The organism is Janthinobacterium sp. 13 (genome assembly GCF_002749695.1).
GTDB classification, from domain to species: Bacteria; Pseudomonadota; Gammaproteobacteria; order Burkholderiales; family Burkholderiaceae_D; genus Janthinobacterium; species Janthinobacterium kumbetense.
The window spans coordinates 3,248,503-3,265,860 of the sequence record NZ_PEEQ01000001.1; the positions used below are offsets into that span (position 1 = coordinate 3,248,503).

14 protein-coding genes are annotated in these 17,358 nt (G+C 61.7%); 10 read left to right on the forward strand and 4 right to left on the reverse strand.

From position 1 onward, the window contains the following. Positions 1-114: 114 nt before the first annotated feature. Both hemE and CLU94_RS14305 read left to right on the forward strand, forming a co-directional pair. Positions 115-1,200 carry a uroporphyrinogen decarboxylase gene (gene hemE / locus CLU94_RS14300; RefSeq protein WP_099666089.1) on the forward strand — a complete coding sequence of 362 codons (1,086 nt, stop codon included), beginning with the start codon at positions 115-117 and terminating at the stop codon, positions 1,198-1,200. Between the two features lie 840 nt (positions 1,201-2,040). After that, positions 2,041-4,092 carry a primosomal protein N' gene (locus tag CLU94_RS14305; RefSeq protein ID WP_099666090.1) on the forward strand — a complete coding sequence of 684 codons (2,052 nt, stop codon included), beginning with the start codon at positions 2,041-2,043 and terminating at the stop codon, positions 4,090-4,092. A gap of 14 nt (positions 4,093-4,106) precedes the next feature. Here the strand turns inward: CLU94_RS14305 and CLU94_RS14310 are convergent, their stop codons facing one another. Beyond that, positions 4,107-4,997, reverse strand: coding sequence for an ArgP/LysG family DNA-binding transcriptional regulator (locus CLU94_RS14310; RefSeq protein ID WP_099666091.1), 891 nt, complete (start codon positions 4,995-4,997; stop codon positions 4,107-4,109). 129 nt (positions 4,998-5,126) lie between these two features. On the opposite strand from CLU94_RS14310, the gene CLU94_RS14315 reads away from it, so the two are divergent. After that, the gene (locus CLU94_RS14315) at positions 5,127-6,575 is read left to right on the forward strand and encodes a dihydrolipoyl dehydrogenase (RefSeq protein ID WP_099668313.1); all 1,449 of its coding nucleotides are present in this window, start codon (positions 5,127-5,129) and stop codon (positions 6,573-6,575) included. Positions 6,576-6,740: 165 nt separating this feature from the next. Continuing rightward, complete coding sequence (locus CLU94_RS14320; protein WP_257218808.1) at positions 6,741-7,862, forward strand: HD-GYP domain-containing protein; 1,122 nt, start codon at positions 6,741-6,743, stop codon at positions 7,860-7,862. A gap of 113 nt (positions 7,863-7,975) precedes the next feature. Here the strand turns inward: CLU94_RS14320 and CLU94_RS14325 are convergent, their stop codons facing one another. Further along, positions 7,976-8,461, reverse strand: coding sequence for an SRPBCC family protein (locus tag CLU94_RS14325; protein ID WP_099666092.1), 486 nt, complete (start codon positions 8,459-8,461; stop codon positions 7,976-7,978). Positions 8,462-8,670: 209 nt separating this feature from the next. Between CLU94_RS14325 and CLU94_RS14330 the strand changes: the two genes are divergently transcribed. Then, complete coding sequence (locus CLU94_RS14330; protein ID WP_077398209.1) at positions 8,671-10,731, forward strand: UvrD-helicase domain-containing protein; 2,061 nt, start codon at positions 8,671-8,673, stop codon at positions 10,729-10,731. Between the two features lie 7 nt (positions 10,732-10,738). Here CLU94_RS14330 and CLU94_RS14335 read toward each other — a convergent pair whose 3' ends face one another. Then, the gene (locus CLU94_RS14335) at positions 10,739-11,095 is read right to left on the reverse strand and encodes an addiction module antidote protein (RefSeq protein ID WP_099666093.1); all 357 of its coding nucleotides are present in this window, start codon (positions 11,093-11,095) and stop codon (positions 10,739-10,741) included. Further along, positions 11,092-11,496 (reverse strand): type II toxin-antitoxin system RelE/ParE family toxin, encoded by a 405-nt coding sequence (locus CLU94_RS14340; RefSeq protein WP_218965293.1) that lies wholly within the window; start codon positions 11,494-11,496, stop codon positions 11,092-11,094. Before CLU94_RS14340 ends, CLU94_RS14335 begins: the two co-directional genes overlap by 4 nt. A 157-nt stretch (positions 11,497-11,653) precedes the next feature. On the opposite strand from CLU94_RS14340, the gene CLU94_RS14345 reads away from it, so the two are divergent. The 5 genes from CLU94_RS14345 to CLU94_RS14365 all read left to right on the forward strand — a co-directional run bounded on the left by CLU94_RS14345 (position 11,654) and on the right by CLU94_RS14365 (position 17,179). Then, entirely contained in the window at positions 11,654-11,872 is a 219-nt protein-coding gene (locus tag CLU94_RS14345) for a SlyX family protein (protein ID WP_034753936.1), read from the forward strand. Between the two features lie 154 nt (positions 11,873-12,026). Continuing rightward, the gene (locus CLU94_RS14350) at positions 12,027-14,180 is read left to right on the forward strand and encodes a M3 family metallopeptidase (RefSeq protein ID WP_257218810.1); all 2,154 of its coding nucleotides are present in this window, start codon (positions 12,027-12,029) and stop codon (positions 14,178-14,180) included. Positions 14,181-14,413: 233 nt separating this feature from the next. Next, on the forward strand, positions 14,414-16,567 hold the full coding sequence (locus CLU94_RS14355; protein WP_099666095.1) for a M3 family metallopeptidase: 2,154 nt from the start codon (positions 14,414-14,416) through the stop codon (positions 16,565-16,567). A 109-nt stretch (positions 16,568-16,676) separates the two neighbouring features. Further along, a complete protein-coding gene (locus CLU94_RS14360; RefSeq protein WP_070219603.1) occupies positions 16,677-16,889 on the forward strand; it encodes a VF530 family DNA-binding protein in 213 nt (70 codons plus the stop codon). Positions 16,890-16,900: 11 nt separating this feature from the next. After that, a complete protein-coding gene (locus CLU94_RS14365; RefSeq protein WP_099666096.1) occupies positions 16,901-17,179 on the forward strand; it encodes a DUF4404 family protein in 279 nt (92 codons plus the stop codon). Positions 17,180-17,358: the final 179 nt, after the last annotated feature.

Below are 17,358 nucleotides of genomic sequence, written 5' to 3' on the forward strand. Positions count from 1 at the left end.
CACAACGAAAGTCATCGCTGTGCGTGGCAAATGCTGCAAAGCGGCACCGGAATCAATGAAATGGCGGCGATTGGATGCGATAATACCGCTTCTCCAAGCTATTGATTGCCTTCCATGCCACAATTTGCTCCGCTCCAGAACGATACTTTCCTGCGCGCCCTGCTGCGCCAGCCGACCGAGCACACCCCAGTCTGGCTGATGCGCCAGGCGGGCCGCTATTTGCCCGAATACCGCGCCACGCGCGAGCGGGCCGGTTCCTTCCTGGGCCTGGCAAAGAATCCCGATTACGCCACGGAAGTGACCTTGCAGCCCCTGGAGCGCTTCCCGCTCGACGCGGCCATCCTGTTTTCCGACATCCTGACGGTGCCTGACGCCATGGGCCTGGGCCTGTATTTCGCCGATGGCGAAGGCCCGAAGTTCGAGCGCCCGCTGCGCACGGAACAGGATGTGAAGGCATTGCAAGTGCCGGACCTGGAATCGCTCGACTACGTCTTCAAGGCCGTCACGCAGATCCGCACGGAACTCAACGGCCGCGTGCCGCTGATCGGTTTTTCCGGCAGCCCGTGGACCCTGGCGTGCTACATGGTGGAAGGCGGCGGTTCGAAAGAGTTCCACACCATCAAGAAGATGCTGTATAACCGCCCGGACCTGATGCACCACATCCTGGCCATCAACGCCACGTCCGTGGCGCAGTACCTGAATGCGCAAATTGATGCCGGCGCGCAAGCCGTGATGATTTTCGATTCCTGGGGCGGTGCGCTGGCCGATGGCGCCTACCAGGAGTTCTCGCTGGCCTACATGCAGCAAGTGGTGGCGCAATTGAAACGCGACAAGGATGGCGTGAAAATCCCCGCCATCGTGTTCACCAAGGGCGGCGGCCAGTGGATCGAGCAGATCGCCGACATCGGCGCCGATGCCGTGGGCCTGGACTGGACCGTCAACCTGACGCGCGCGCGCCAGCTGGTGGGCCATAAAGTGGGCTTGCAAGGCAATCTGGACCCGGCCATCCTGTTCGCCAGCCCCGAGCAGATCCGCGCCGAAGTGGCGAAAGTGCTCAACGCCTTCGGCGCGCCGTCGGAAGGCACGGGCCACGTGTTCAACCTGGGCCACGGCATTTCCCAGTTCACGCCGCCGGAATCGGTGGCAGCCATGGTGGAAGCCGTGCACAGCATGAGCCGCGCCATGCGCAGCGGCCAGTAAGCAGCCGTTTTCCCCTGGCGCAGGGGCAGAAAGGCAGGCTTTCCAGCGGAAGCCTGCCTTTTTCTTTGCTGCGCCTTCGCAAGAAATACCGACTTATGCACAATTTTTTTTGCTGCGGAAATAAGAGGCAGTCGAAAAGCCATGCCCGGAGACGCTCTGCAAGTGATTGATTATTAAGACATAAAAAAAGCCTTGTTCGGCGGACTTTGTTGCTATTGATAAGGTTATTCTTTCGTTCGCCTGCCTTATTCCTTCATTGTCCACAAAGTTATCAACAGATTCTGTGGATAAAATTGAAAAGTATTTTGTTAACCGATACTTAGCGCCGATGTTCAGGTTTCACCTGAAGTGCATGTTGCACTGCATGATAATTGAACAATGTTTCGCCGCCCGGCAGGTAAAAACGAACGCTTGCCCGGCAATTGTCAACTTTGCAGCATGCGGCCGCCGGTTTTCCGGATCGGCCGCCGCAAAAGCGGGCTGATTTCTGTATAAATAAATTACAAATGGTTCAGTTATGCACAGCGGCGGAAATGCCCTGCGGTTTTCCAGCCTCCCGGGCGTCAATTTTTAAGTCATTGATTTTAAATACTTAATTTTTCTTGCGTGCCGCTCTTGACGGCGATCGAAATTTTCTGTCCACATTTTTCTGAAAGTTAATTTTGCTTTGTCCACAAAGTTATCCACAGAATTTTCTTCAGGCACGATGCCACGCCATCCTGCCTGCCGTTAGGCGTTTGAGGGGCGAAACAAGTATCATGGCCCGCTGGCTTGATGCCGGACATCCCGCGCGCCATCGATTCTGCGGCGCGCTTTTTTATTGAGATAGGCCCTACCCCCATGTCGCAGTGCATTTTGACGTCGTGCATCCTGAACATCGCGCTCGACACGCCCTTGAACGCCCTGTTCGACTACCGCTGGAACGTGGCGGCGGATGCGGACGCTGCCGTGCCTCTGCCGCAAGTGGGGCAGCTGGCGCTGGTGCCGTTCGGCCGGCGCGAAGTGATGGGGCTGATCGTCGGCGTGTCCGACAGCACCGACGTGCCCGCCGCAAAACTGAAGGACGTGCTGGCCGTGCGCAGCCAGCTGGCGCCCCTGTCGGAGCAATGGCTGGCGCTGGCCGCGTTTGCCGCCGATTACTACCAGCGTCCGCTCGGTGAAGTGGCGCTGCCGGGCTTGCCGAAGAATTTGCGCGTGCTCACCACCGTGGCGCTCGACCGCGCCATCAAGAAGCTGGGCAAGCTGGCCGACGCGCACGACGGCACGCCCCTGAACATGCCGGCCCTGAATCCTGCCCAGCAAGAGGCGGCCGACGCCATCGGCGGCGCGCAAGGCTTTAAACCGACCCTGCTGTACGGCGTGACGGGCAGCGGCAAGACGGAAGTGTATCTGCAAGCGTGCGCCCAGGTGCTGGCGCGCGAGGACGATGCGCAAATCCTGATCCTGGTGCCGGAAATTAACCTGACGCCCCAGCTGGAAGGCAATATCCGTGCGCGCTTTCCCGGCGTCATGCTGGCCACCCTGCACAGCAGCCTGTCCGAAGGCGAGCGCATGCTGCACTGGCTGGCCGCCCACCAGGGCCAGGCGCGCATCGTGCTCGGCACGCGATTGGCCATCCTGGCGTCCTTGCCGAAACTCAAATTGATCGTCATCGACGAGGAGCACGATCCTTCCTACAAGCAGCAGGAAGGCTTGCGCTATTCGGCGCGCGACCTGGCCGTGTGGCGCGCCTGGCAATTGCAGATTCCCATCGTGCTCGGTTCGGCCACGCCGTCGCTGGAAAGCTGGCACCATGCACAGACGGGGCGCTACCGCAAGCTGGAGTTGCGCGAACGGGCCGTCAAGAATGCAGTGTTGCCGCGCGTCAAGATTCTCGACATGGAGCGCGACCGGCCGAAAGATGGCCTGACTTCGCATTTGGTAGCCGCCTTGAAACTGCGCATGGAGCGCGGGGAACAGTCGCTGCTGTTCTTGAACCGGCGCGGCTATTCGCCCGTGATCTGCTGCGAATCGTGCGGCTGGATCAGCAATTGCACGCGCTGCACCTCGTTCATGGTGCTGCACAAGCCCGAACACCGGCTGCGCTGCCACCATTGCAGCCTGGAACTGCGCATTCCCCGCCATTGCCCCACGTGCGGCAACGTCGACCTGCAGCCGCTGGGACGGGGCACGCAGCGGGTGGAAGAGGGCTTGCAGCAATTGTTTCCAGAGGCGCGGATCTTGCGCATCGATGCCGATTCCACGCGCAAGAAGGGCAGCGCCCAGGAAGCGTTCGACACCGTGCACCGGGGCGAAGTGGATATCCTGATCGGCACGCAGATGGTGGCCAAGGGCCACGATTTCAAAAAGCTGACCCTGGTCGGCATTTTGAATCCGGACACGGCCCTGTTTTCCCAGGATTACCGGGCCAGCGAACGGCTGTTCGCCCAGCTGATGCAGGTGGCGGGCCGCGCCGGGCGCGCCGCGCAGACGGAAGGGGGCAGCGTTTCCGAAGTGCTGATCCAGACGCGCTATGCGCGCCATCCGCTGTACGACGCCGTCGTCAACCACGATTACGATCACTTCGCTACCACCTTGCTGGAAGAGCGGGCGCAGGCGGCGCTGCCGCCGTACCTGTTCCAGGCCCTGCTGCGCGCGGAAGCCCCGGAGCTGGCCACGGCCATCGAGTTCCTGCAGGCGGCCAAGGAGTGCATGGAACACCCGCAGGTGACCATCAACGACCCGATTCCCATGAGCATGACACGCGTCTACAACGTGGACCGCGCCCAGCTGCTGCTCGAGTCCGCCTCGCGTCCCGCCCTGCAAGCATTTTTAAAGGAATGGCTGATGGCATTGCGCGCCATGAAGACGCGCGTGAAATGGTCGCTGGAAGTGGACCCGCTGGATATTTAAATCAAGTTACTGAATTAGTTCAGGTAGTCGCGCGCGGACTTGACGATCTGCTCGGACAGCAGCTTGGTAAACGGCGTGTCCAGGGTCCAGGCATGCCAGCTCAGCGGTACGTCCAGGGTGCTGCCCGGCATCAGATCGACGAGACGGTCCGTCGCCAGCGCCTGCGCGGCCAGGCGCTGCGGCATCAAGCCATAGGCCAGGCCATCCTGGACGCAGCCGCGGCGCGCCGCTTCCACCGGCAAGGTGTGGTGCGGAAACGGTTCACGCATGCTCAATTGTTCCGCGAGGAAACGCGCCAGCAAGCCGTGCTGGCCCACGACGGCCGGCGCCAGTTGCACCGCTTCGGCAATAAAACCGTCGCCGAACCAGTGGCCCGCAAACACGGGTGTGGCCACGCAGACATAGCGCAAGGTGCCCAGCGGCGTGACGCTGGTGGCGGCCGCCGCGTCGATCGCTGTGCCGGACTCGGCTGCCACGCAGCCGAACACGGAGCCGTCGCGCACCATCTGCAAGGCGCTGTCGCTGTCGGCCAGGCGCACGTCGAGCTGGCAGCGGGGCGGCGCCAGCAGGGCGGATAAGGTGTCGGGGAACCACGTGGCCAGGCTGTCGGCATCGATGGCGATGGCGATTTCCGGCATGCTGACGCTGTTGCCCAGGTCGATGTCGAGCGAGGCTTCCATCAGCTTGACGTTGCGGTGATGCACGATCAGGCGCTGGCCCAGGCCCGTCGGCACGGCTGGCTGGCCACGGATGATCAAGAGGCGCCCGCTGGCGTCTTCCAGCGCCTTGATGCGCTGCGAGACGGCCGACTGGGTGATGCCCAGCGCCAGGGCGGCCTTGTCGAAACTGCCATGGCTGGCGACGGCGTCCAGCACGGCCAGCGCGCGATAATCGAGTGATCCCATTAGCTCAGCTTATAAATTTTGAAAATGATTAGTTATACTAATGCATATATTGCTGCAAAGTAAAACCTTATTTTTGCGAAACGGGTAGTATCGAACGCTGTGAGCAACCTCAAACGGATGGGCAGCGGCATGAAGACGATACGAGTGGATGTGGCCGTGATCGGCAGCGGCACGGCCGGCATGACGGCGCACAGGGCGGCGCGCATGCAGGGCAAGCGCGTGCTGATGATAGAAAGCGGGCCGTACGGCACGACGTGCGCCAGGGTGGGCTGCATGCCCAGCAAACTCCTGATCGCGGCGGCCGAGGCCGCCCATGCCGTGGCTGCCGCGCCGGCTTTTGGCGTGCACCCGGGCCCCGTGCGCATCGATGGCCGGCAAGTGATGGCCAGGGTGCGCAGCGAGCGCGACCGTTTTGTCGGCTTCGTGCTCGACGGCGTCAACGCCATTGCCGACGAAGAAAAACTGCGCGGCCATGCGCGTTTTATTTCCCCCGGCACATTGCAGGTGGATGAACATACCTTGGTGGAAGCGGCCAGCGTGGTGATCGCCACCGGTTCCACGGCCATCGTGCCGCCCGAGTGGCAGGCGGCGGGAGACAGAGTCATCACCAGCGACGCCGTGTTCGAGTGGACGGACTTGCCCGCTTCCGTGGCCGTGGTCGGCAGCGGCGTGATCGGGCTGGAACTGGGCCAGGCGCTGGCGCGTCTCGGCGTGCGCGTGACTCTGTTTGCGCGCGGCAATAAAGTCGCGCAGCTGACGGACCCGCTGGTGCTGCGCGAGGCGGACGCCGTGCTGGCGCGCGAACTCGATATCCGTTTCATGACCGGCGTCGCGCACGTGGCAAAAACGCCCGACGGCAAGGGCATCCTGCTGACCAGCCGCGATGCCGCCGGTGTGGAAAAAACCGAGCAGTTCGAGTATCTGCTGGCCGCCGTCGGCCGCCGCCCGAACGTGGACAAGATCGGCCTGGAAACGGCGCAAATCGAGCTCGACCGTCACGGTGTCCCCCTGCATGATGCGCACACCATGCAGTGCGGCAAGAGCGCCATCTTCATCGCCGGCGATGCCGACAATGCGCTGCCGCTGCTGCCCGAAGCGGCCGACGAGGGCCGCATCGCGGGCGACAACGCGGCGCGCTTTCCGGACGTCAAACCGGGCTTGCGCCGCACGCCCTTGACCATCGCCTTCACGGAGCCGCAGATCGCCACCCTGGGCGCCACATACCAGCAATTGTGCGTGAGCCACGCGGGCCGTTTCGCCGTCGGCGCCGTGTCGTTCGGCAACCAGGGCCGCAGCCGCGTGATGCTGCAAAACCAGGGCTTGCTGCGCGTGTATGCGGAATTCGGCAGCAAGCGCTTTCTCGGCGCCGAGCTGATCGGCCCGCGAGCGGAACACCTGGGCCATTTGCTGGCTTGGGCGTGCCAGGCGCAGCTGACGGTGCCGGCCATGCTCGACATGCCGTTTTACCACCCCGTCATCGAGGAAGGCGTGCGCACGGCCTTGCGCGAACTGGCGCTGCACCTGGAAAAAGACCCGGAACACGCGCCCGGCTGCGCCGACTGTACCCCCGGCCCTTGAATGCAACTTTGCGATTTACATAATTTTGTAGACAAGCTCACATGATTGCGCGATCATCGCTGCCACATTGAAATATTGATTAAAAGCAAAAAACATTTCAATCGGTACATACCGCTGATGCCAGGATGGTAAAAACAGGCGGGTGCAGGCGATGATGGAGACGACGTGAAAATTCGGCGCATTTACGCAGGAGAACTCGCACTGGGCGTGGCCTTGCCCTGGGACGTGCACGGCGAAACGGGCGGCTTGCTGGCCAGGCTGGGCCATGTCATCAGCAGCGAAAACCAGATCGAATTGCTGCTGGCGCGCGGCGTCATCGCCGATGCCAGTGCCGACGTGCCGCGCACGGCTACGGAAGCGCCGTCAGCCCTGCGCATGCTGAACCTCGTCACGGCGGGCCTGGCCCTCGTCTTGCCGGCCATTGCCGCCGGGCAAGCGGGCAACCACCTGCCGCTGGCCGCGCTGGCGCAGCTGGTGGAAGAGGCCGTTGTTCTGGACGCCGACGTGGCGCTGGCCTGCATCTTGCACAACCAGGGCGCGGGCGACTTTGCCGTGCGCCACAGCGTCGACACGGCCGTCATCACGGCCTTGCTGGCGCGCGCCCTGAAACTCGATGAGGGCGTGATCCGCAGCGTGGTGCTGGCCGCGCTGAGCATGAATGTGGGCATGCTGGAACGCCATGCGGATTTCCAGCACAAGGCGGGGCCGCTGGATGCGCAGGAACGCGCCTATTTGCGTGCCCATCCGCAAGCCGGTGTCGACTTGCTGCGCGCGACGGGCGTGACGGACGCCGTCTGGCTGCAAGCCGTGTTGCAGCACCATGAAAATATCGATGGCAGCGGCTATCCGCTGGGCACGCAAGGCGAGGCGATCGGCATCGGCGCCCGCCTGATCATGCTGGCCGACCGCTATTGCGCGCGCGTCTCGAAGCGCAGCTACCGCCAGCCCTTGCTGCCGAACGTGGCCCTGCGCGAAATGTTGATGGCCGACAAGGCCACCCTGGATGCGCCGCTGGCCTCGCTGCTGGTGCGCGAGCTGGGCATCTACCCCATCGGCACCTTCGTGAAACTGTTGAATGGAGAGATCGGCGTCGTCACGCGCAAGGGCTTGAATGCCAGCACGCCCCACGTGCAATCGCTGATCGGCCCCCGCGGCGCGCGCCTGGACGTGCCGCTGCGGCGCGATACGCGCGTGGACTTGCACGCCATCCGCGAAGTGCTCAGCGCGGAGCAGGCGGGGCTGCAGTTCCGGCCCGACCAGCTATGGGGCCGCAGCGCCAGGGTGTAGAGCGCCTGGAAAGACGCCCATGGCGTTGTTGCATTGCCTAGTCGTACTTTCGTACTGTCTTCGGCAATGCGCCTAGCCCTGAACGTTTTCCAGACACTCTTTACATTAATAGTTTAATTCAGCAAACCCGCATCGAGCCGCCCTTCGAGCGCCAGTTCGCGCATGATGCGCACGGTGTCGATGTCGGACTCCTTGTAGGCGGAACGGCGGAAGTCGTCGTACAGGGCGTTGGCCGCATCGGTGGCCGCGTCGTGGCCGTCGTCGTACTGGAAGCGCACCCACAGGCTCGCTTCGTCGGGCATCTCGATCGTCATCACCAGCGAGGAGGCGCTGATATCCTTTTGCGCCGGCACTTCGTAACGCACCTGCAGTTGCGGCACCAGCACCACCTTGTCGTTGATGACCAGTTCGCCATAGCGCAGGCTGCGCGCGAAACCGGCGTCGCTGCGCTCGCTGATCTGGCATTCGTCCAGGTGGGGCACGAACAGCTTCGGCGATTCGGCGCGCAAGACGAGGCCGCGCCAGACCTGTTCCAGGGTCAAGGTGTCGATCAGCGGATTCAAGGGATCGTTGATTTCAATCAGGTGTTCAAATTTCATGGGACTGCCATTCGGTAAGTGGGCGCGCAGGGGCGATATAGGCGGAATGGTACTCCAGGCGTGGCATCGCCGCACGCATTGCAGCGGCCCAGATGGCGGCATATGGCGATATATCAATGCCATTGCCTGTTTTTCGGGCATGCGCCAGCGTGCAAAAGGCGGGCGCGACGCTGTTACAATGGGCTGCTGTTCCCTGCGGAAATACCCTGATGTCCAAAGCACCACAGTTCGGTCTGAATGCGCCCCAAAGCGAAGCGGTTACCTACCTCGACGGCCCCTGCCTGGTGCTGGCGGGCGCCGGCTCGGGCAAGACGCGCGTGATCACGCAAAAGATCGCCCATCTGATCGAAGACCGGGGCTATGACCCGCGCACCATCGCCGCCTTGACCTTCACCAACAAGGCGGCGCTGGAAATGCAGGAACGCATTGCCAAACTGTTGAAACAGCCGCGCCAGGCCAAGCAGTTGACGGTGTCGACCTTCCACTCGCTGGGCGTGAAGATCCTGCGCCAGGAAGCCAATGGCGTGGGGTTGAAGGACCGCTTTTCCATCATGGACAGCGACGACTGTTTTTCCCTCGTGCAAGACCTCGCCATTACCACCGATAAACAGGTGATCCGTGGCATCCAGAACGCCATGTCCTTGTGGAAAAATGGCCTGATCGATCCGGACATGGCGCTGGCGCAAGCCAAGGATGAGGACGAGGCGAATGCGGCGCGCATCTACCGCAGCTATGTGGCAACGCTGTCCGCCTACCAGGCCGTCGATTTCGACGATCTGATCCGCCTGCCTGTGGAGCTGTTCCGCAACAACGGCCCCGTGCGCGACAAGTGGCAGCGCCGTTTGCGCTATCTGCTCGTCGACGAATACCAGGATACGAACACTTGCCAGTACGAACTGGTGAAACTGATGGTGACGGGCATCGGCAAGAAGCCGATGTTTACGGCCGTGGGCGACGACGACCAGGCGATTTATGCGTGGCGCGGCGCCACCGTGGAAAACCTAAAGACCCTGGAGACGGATTTCCCCGATTTGCGCGTGATCAAGCTGGAGCAAAATTATCGCTCCACCATGCGCGTGCTCAATGCGGCCAATGCCGTCATCGGCAACAATCCCAAACTGTTTGAAAAGTCGCTGTGGTCGGAACATGGCCTGGGCGAGCCGATCAAGGTGCTGGGCATGCAGACGGACGAGCAGGAGGCGGAGCAGGTCGCCATCATGATCTCGGCCGACCATTTCGAGCGCAAGAACAAATTTTCCGATTACGCGATTTTGTACCGGGGCAACCACCAGGCGCGCATCATCGAGCAGTGTTTGCGCAAGGAGCGCATTCCGTACACGATCTCGGGCGGCCAGAGCTTCTTTGACAAGGCCGAGATCAAGGACATCATCAGCTACCTGCGCCTGCTGGCCAACGAAGACGACGATCCGGCGTTCATCCGCGCCGTGACGACGCCGCGCCGTGGCGTGGGCCAGTCGACGCTGGAGGTGCTGGGCGCGTTTTCGGGCCAGTGGCAGTGCTCGCTGTTCCAGGCTGTTTTTAAAGGCGGCATCGAGGCCAAGCTGACGGACCGCCAGCTGGGGCCGCTGCGCGACTTCTGCAACTTCATCAACGACCTGGAATCGCGCGCCAGCCGCCCGGGTGCGGCCGGCAGCGGCGACAACGCGGCCGAAGTGCTGGACGACATGATGAAGGAAATCCACTACGAATCGTATCTGTACGATGCCTTCGAGGAACGCCAAGCGCAAAGCAAGTGGCAGAACGTGCTGGAATTCGTCAATTGGCTCAAGGAACGGGGCCGGGGCGGCAAGGACCGCGACGGCGAAGAAAAGAACGTGCTGGAATTGACGCAGATGGTGGCCCTGATGACCATGCTGGAAGGCAAGGACGAGGAGCAGGACGCCGTGCGCATGTCCACCCTGCACGCGTCGAAAGGCTTGGAATTTCCGCACGTATTCCTGGTCGGCGTGGAGGAAGGGATCTTGCCGCACAAGGGCGACGCGGATGCGCCGGCCGAAACCATCGCCGCGCGCATCCAGGAAGAGCGCCGCTTGATGTACGTGGGCATCACGCGCGCGCAGCGCACCTTGCACGTCACCTGGTGCAAGAAGCGCAAGCGGGCCGGCGAGCAAGTGCATTGCGACCCGTCGCGTTTCATCAAGGAAATGCAACTCGACGTGGGCGACGCCGTGCCGACGGAGGCGGAAGTGATTTCGCCGAAAGAACGACTGGCGCGCATGAAGGCGCTGTTGGCCGCGCCGAAAGTGTAAGCGGCGTTCAGGCTTCCGCGGCGCCGTCCGGCGTGGCCTTCGGCACGATGGCCAGCTGCATGCCCAGCGCATCGAGCATTTTCAAGATGGTTTCGAAGCGCGGTTTGCTGCCTTCGCGCAAGGCTTTATACGCGCCTTCACGCGTGATGTCGGCACGGGCCGCCACCTTGCCCATGCCGTAGGCGCGCACCACGTCGTTCATGGCGGACTGGAACAGTTCGGCATTGCCGGTGGCGACGATTTCGCTCATGTAGGCGGCCACGGCGGCCTTGCTGGTCAGGTGTTGCGTCGGGTCGAATTTGCTCAGTCCCAATGCTTCCAGGTCGTCGAGGTCGAAGGTGTCGTGGTCGATGTCGTGGTTCATTTCTTTCGTACTCCTGTCGAGGGGCTTGCCGCTGCTTTCTTGAGGGCCGCCTGCCGGGCTTTCAGCTCCCGCAGGATGGCTTGCGCCTGCCTGATGTCGCGCTGCTGGCTGGACTTATTGCCGCCCAACAGCAGCAAGATCAGGGTGCCCCGGTTCGTTTCATGAAAATACACGCGCCAGCCCGGTCCCGTCTGTAAAAAACGCAGTTCGCACACGCCTTCGCCCACTGGCCGCCAGTCGCCCTTTTTACCGTGCTGCAAATGCTTGATGCGCGCATCGATGGCGGCGGCCGCCACATCGTGCAGGGAATCTTCCCAGCGCCGGTATTCGGCCGTCTTGCGTGTGTCGATCAGCAGTGGCTCGGTTGGTGTTGGTGTTGGTGTTGGTGTTGGTTCAACCATTGTAATCGTTTGTTCTCATTCGTCAAGCGGCTTGAACTCATGCAGGAAGAATAAACAGAAATCGGGGCCTGTCCGCGGTGAATGGACGGAGTTTGTCCTGGCTCACGCCGCGGCGGCGGTAGAATGCCGCTTTCAGTCAGAAATGAGCAGAAGCACCATGGACAATGCAGAACAGATGGAAGTACGTTTCGTCGATATCGAAATCAAGCTGGCGCAGCAGGAAGACCTGGTCGAATCGCTGAACCAGATGGTGTACCAGCAGGGCAAGCGCATCGACCAGCTGGAAGCCATGCTGCACAAGCTGGGCGAGCACGTGCGCGACGGGGCGCAGCAGGCGAATGGCGGGCTGGTCAACGAACGTCCGCCGCATTACTAAATAGGCATCGTGATGCGGGGCGCATGAAAACCGTTCATCACTGGCGGGCGCGCTACCATCGGTAGTTGCTGGTGACGCAAGTGTTTCAGGCTGTTATTATTTCAGGCTGGCCCGCGACACAATCGCGGCTCTCTTGCGTTCCTTGAAAGTAGACATGACCCGTCCAACAATGCTCGTCATCGCCGCCAGCCTGATGCTGGCGCCAGCCGCTTTTGCCGCCACCACCGCGCCTGCCACCGCCGCTACCGCAGCCGCGGCGCTGCCCGTTTCGAACCCGTTTGCGCAGGCCAGCAGCCTGCCATTCAACTACCCGCCGTTCGACAAGGTGCAGGACGCCGACTACGCGCCGGCCTTTACGGCAGGCATGGCCGCCAACCTGGCGGAAATCAATGCCATCGCAAATAACCCGAAAGCAGCCACCTTCGACAACACCATCGTGGCCATGGAACGCTCGGGCCAGCTGCTGAGCCGCGTGCGCACCGTGTTTTCCGTCATGTCCGGTTCGAACACGAATGACACGATCCAGGGCCTGGAACGCGAACTGGCGCCGAAAATGGCGGCCCACAGCGACGCGATCATGCTCAACGACAAATTGTTCAAGCGCATCGACACCCTGTACGCCAAGCGCGGCAAGCTGGGCCTCGATGCGGAATCGAAACGCTTGCTGGAACGCTATCACACGGACTTCGTGCGCGCGGGCGCCAAGCTGTCGGCGGCGGACAAGGAAAAGCTGCGCGCCTACAACGGCCAGCTGGCTGCCCTGTCGACCAAGTTCGCACAGAACGTGCTGAAAGAATTGAACGCCTCGGCCGTCGTCGTCGATACGCGTGAAGAACTGGACGGCCTGTCGCCGGTCGCCATCGAAGTGGCCGCCGGCCTGGCCAAGAAGCGCGGCCTGGACGGTAAATACGTGATCGCCCTCGTCAACACGACGGGCCAGGCGCCGCTGTCGCTGCTGACCAATCGCGCCGTGCGCGAACGCATCATGGCCGCTTCGCAAGCGCGCGGCAGCCGTGGCGGCGAGTTCGACAACACCCAGGAAGTGCTGGAACTGGCGAAACTGCGCGCCGAACGGGCCGCGCTGATGGGCTACCCGAACTACGCGGCGTATTCGCTGGAAGACCAGACGGCGCACGACACCACGGCCGTGAACGCCTTGCTGGGCGAGTTGGCGAAGCCGGCCGTCGTCAATGCGCGCCGTGAAGCGGACGATATCCAGAAGGTCATCGATGCAGGCAAAGGCGGCTTCAAGGTGGGCGCCGCCGACTGGGCCTTCTACAGCGACAAGGTGCGCGCCGAACGCTACAACTTTGACGAAAATCAACTCAAACCGTACTTTGAAATGCACAGCGTGCTGACCAAGGGCGTGTTCTTTGCCGCAGGTAAATTGTACGGCTTGACCTTCAAGCAGCGCACCGACTTGCCCGTCTACAACACCGACATGCTGGTGTACGACGTCTTCAATGAAGACGGCACGCAGCTGGCCATCTTTACCTTGGACCCTTACGCGCGCAGCAACAAGCGCGGCGGCGCCTGGGCGAATGCCTACGTGGGCCAGTCGACCTTGCTGAACCGCAAGCCGGTGATTGCGAATAACCTCAACATTCCGAAGCCGGAAGCGGGCCAGCCGACCCTGATGACGTTTGACGAAGTCAATACCATGTTCCACGAATTCGGCCATGCGCTGCACGGCATGTTCTCGAACGTGAAATACCCGCGCTTCGCCGGCACCAGCGTGCCGCGCGACTTCGTCGAATACCCGTCGCAAGTCAATGAAATGTGGGCGCTGTGGCCGGAAGTGCTGCAAAACTACGCCAAGCACTATCAGACGGGCGCGGCCATCCCGGCCGAGCTGCTGGCGAAAGTGACGGCGGCCGACAATTTCAACCAGGGCTATAAAACCACGGAATACCTGGCGTCGGCCCTGCTGGACCAGCGCTGGCACCAGCTGACCCCGGCACAGATCCCCACCGACGTGCTGGCGTTTGAAAAAACCGCCTTGAGCGAAGCGGGCGTCGATTTCGCGCCGGCGCCGCCGCGCTACCGCACCACCTACTTCTCGCACGCGTTCGCGGGCGGCTATTCGGCCGGCTACTACGCGTATCTGTGGTCGGAAAAGCTCGACGCCGACACGGTCGAGTGGTTCAAGGAAAACGGCGGCCTGACGCGCAAGAACGGCGACTGGTTCCGCAATAAACTGCTGTCGCGCGGCGGCAGCGCCGATGCGCTCGACATCTACCGCAACTTCCGCGGCCGCGATGCGAAGATCGAGCCGCTGCTGGAACGCCGTGGCTTGAACGCCAAGTAATCCCCCGTCACCGGCCTGGCCGGTGCTGAATATCGATGGCCGCCCCGCAACGGGCGGCCATTTTTATTTGGCGATTCTGCTCGTAAACCGTGGTAAACCGTGGTAAACCGCGCAGTTGGCGTGATGCACCACAGGATCGCCCATGTTGGATGACGCCTGTGTGACAGGCTGCTATGATCTGCCACTGGCCCGCGACGCGATCGCGGTTCTTCCCGCGCTTCCTGAAAGATGTCATGATCCGTCCACAACTGCTCGTCATCGCCGCCAGCGTCATGCTGGCCCACGCCGCCCCGTCCGCCATGGCTGCCGCCACTGCAAAAACCGCGCCTGCCGCCGCCGTCAGCGCCCAGAACCCCCTGCTCAAAGCGAGCCCGCTGCCATTCCAGATGCCGCAGTTCGGCCTGATCAAGGATGAACACTACGCGCCGGCGTTTGCCGAAGGCATGAAACGCCAGTTGGCCGAAGTCAACGCGATCGCCAACAACCGCCAGGCGCCCACGTTCGAGAACACCATCGTGGCCCTCGAGCGCACGGGGCAGCTGCTGCACCGCGTGCAAAGCATCTTCAGCAACATGACGTCGACCAACACGAACAGCGTGCTCGAAGCGGTGGAAGTGGACGTGTCGCCGAAACTGGCCGCGCATGGCGACGCCATCACCCTGAATCCGAAACTGTTTAACCGCATCGACACCCTGTACGCCAAGCGCGACAAGCTGGGCCTGGATGCCGAATCCTTGCGCCTGCTGGAACGCTATCATACGGATTTCGTGCGCGCCGGCGCCAAGCTGTCCGATGCGGACAAGGAAAAACTGAAAGCCTATAACGCCGAACAGGCGGGCCTGGAAACGGCCTTCGCGCAAAACGTGCTGAAGGAAACGAATGCCAAGAGCATCGTCGTCGACACGCGTCTTGAGCTGGCCGGCATGACGGACAGCGATATCGATACGGCCGCCACGGCAGCCAAGGAGCGCGGCTTGACGGGCAAGTTCGTCATCGCTCTCGTGAACACCAGCGGCCAGCCGCCGCTGGCGGTATTGACGGATCGCAAGACGCGCCAGCGCCTGATGGATGCGTCGCTGAACCGCGGCAGCCAGGGCGGCGAGTTCGACAACCGCGCCATCGTGCTGAAGCTGGCCAAGCTGCGCGCCGAACGGGCCACCTTGCTTGGCTACGCCAATTACGCCGCGTACTCGCTGGAAGACCAGACGGCCAAGACGACCACGGCCGTCAACACCCTGCTGTCGGAATTGGCGAAACCGGCCGTTGCCAATGCGCGCCGCGAAGCGGCCGACCTGCAGCAAATCGTCGATGCCGAGAAGGGCGGTTTCCAGGTGGCAGCAGCCGACTGGGCCATCTACACGGACAAGCTGCGCAAGCAGCGTTTCAATTTCGATGAAAACGAGCTGAAACCGTACCTGGAATTGAACAGCGTGCTGAACAACGGCGTCTTCTTTGCCGCGAACAAGTTGTATGGCATCAGCTTCAAAGAACGCAAGGACTTGCCGGTGTACAACCCGGACGTGCGCGTCTACGACGTGCTGGACGCGAACGGCAAGCCGCTGGCCCTGTTCATCGCCGACTTCTATGCGCGCGGCAACAAGCATGGCGGCGCGTGGATGAATGAATACGTGTCGCAGTCGATGCTGATGGGCACGCATCCCGTCGTCGCCAACCAGCTGAACATTCCGAAGCCGCCCGCCGGCCAGCCGACCTTGTTGACGTTCGATGAAGTGACGACCATGTTCCACGAATTCGGCCATGCGCTGCACGGCATGTTTTCGAACGTGAAATATCCGCGCTTTGCCGGCACCAGCGTGCCGAGCGACTTCGTCGAGTATCCATCGCAAGTCAATGAAATGTGGGCCGTGTGGCCGGAAGTGCTGCAAAACTATGCCAAGCACTACCAGAGCGGCGCGGCCATGCCGCAGGAGTTGCTCGACAAGGTGACGGCGGCGAAGAAATTCAACCAGGGTTTCATGACGACGGAATACCTGTCGGCGGCCCTGCTGGATCAGCGCTGGCACCAGCTGGCGCCTAGCCAGGTCCCGACCGATGTGCTGGCCTTTGAAGCGGCATCGCTGAAGGAGGCGGGCGTCGATTACGCGCCCGTGCCGCCGCGCTACCGCACCAGCTACTTCTCGCACAGTTTCTCCGGCGGCTACTCGGCGGCGTATTACGCCTACCTGTGGTCGGAAAAGCTGGACGCGGAATCGGTCAACTGGTTCAAGGAAAACGGCGGCCTGACGCGCAAGAATGGCGACTGGTTCCGCAGCAAATTGCTGTCGCGCGGCGGCAGCGTCGATGCGCTGCAGCTGTTCCGCGACTTCCGCGGCCGTGATGCCACCGTGGAACCATTGCTGGAACGCCGTGGCTTGAACGCCAAGTAAGACGTCCCCATCAGAAGCTTGCGTTGCGTTGACCTGGCGCACGCAAGCTTTCCGTGCCGGCGGCGTAGAATTGAGTAAGATGTAAACAAGAAGGCAGTCGAAAGAGTATATGAGTCAGCAAGATTTGAATGGCATTACCCTGGAAGGTATCGTGACGCGCCTGCACGCCCACTACGGCTGGGACGGCCTGGCCAAGCACATCGATATCAATTGCTTCATCAGCGATCCCAGCATCAAGTCGAGCCTGAAGTTTTTGCGCAAGACCCCGTGGGCCAGGAGCAAGGTGGAACAGTTGTTCCTGGACACGCAATTTACTGACTGACAGGAAAAAACATGGATAGCAAACTCAAGGAATCGCTGCAACAGCTGCATTCGACGCTGGAAACCAGCGGCCCCGTCGATGAAGAACTGCATGGTTTGCTGCAAAAACTCGATGTCGACATTAAGTTGCTGATGGAAAAGCGCGCCGCGCAGGAACAGGAAGAAGAGTCGACCACCTATGGGCTGGCCGAGCGCAGCCAGGAATTGTCGGCCAGGTTTGCCGTCAAGCATCCGAAACTGGAGCCGGCGCTGCGAGAACTTGGTGAGATTCTAGCCAATATGGGTATTTAATTTAACCCTAAAGCAACATCTGGGGTCAGACCCGCCGGGTCTGACCCCAAGGGCCTCTTTCTCCCAAGTAATTGAAAATTAAACGTTTTTTGTACTGAAATCCAACAGTAAAAAGCAGGCCGTCAGGTTGGAAATGGCCAATTCCGGTACAATCCGTACCCTATGAGCTCCCCTACCAA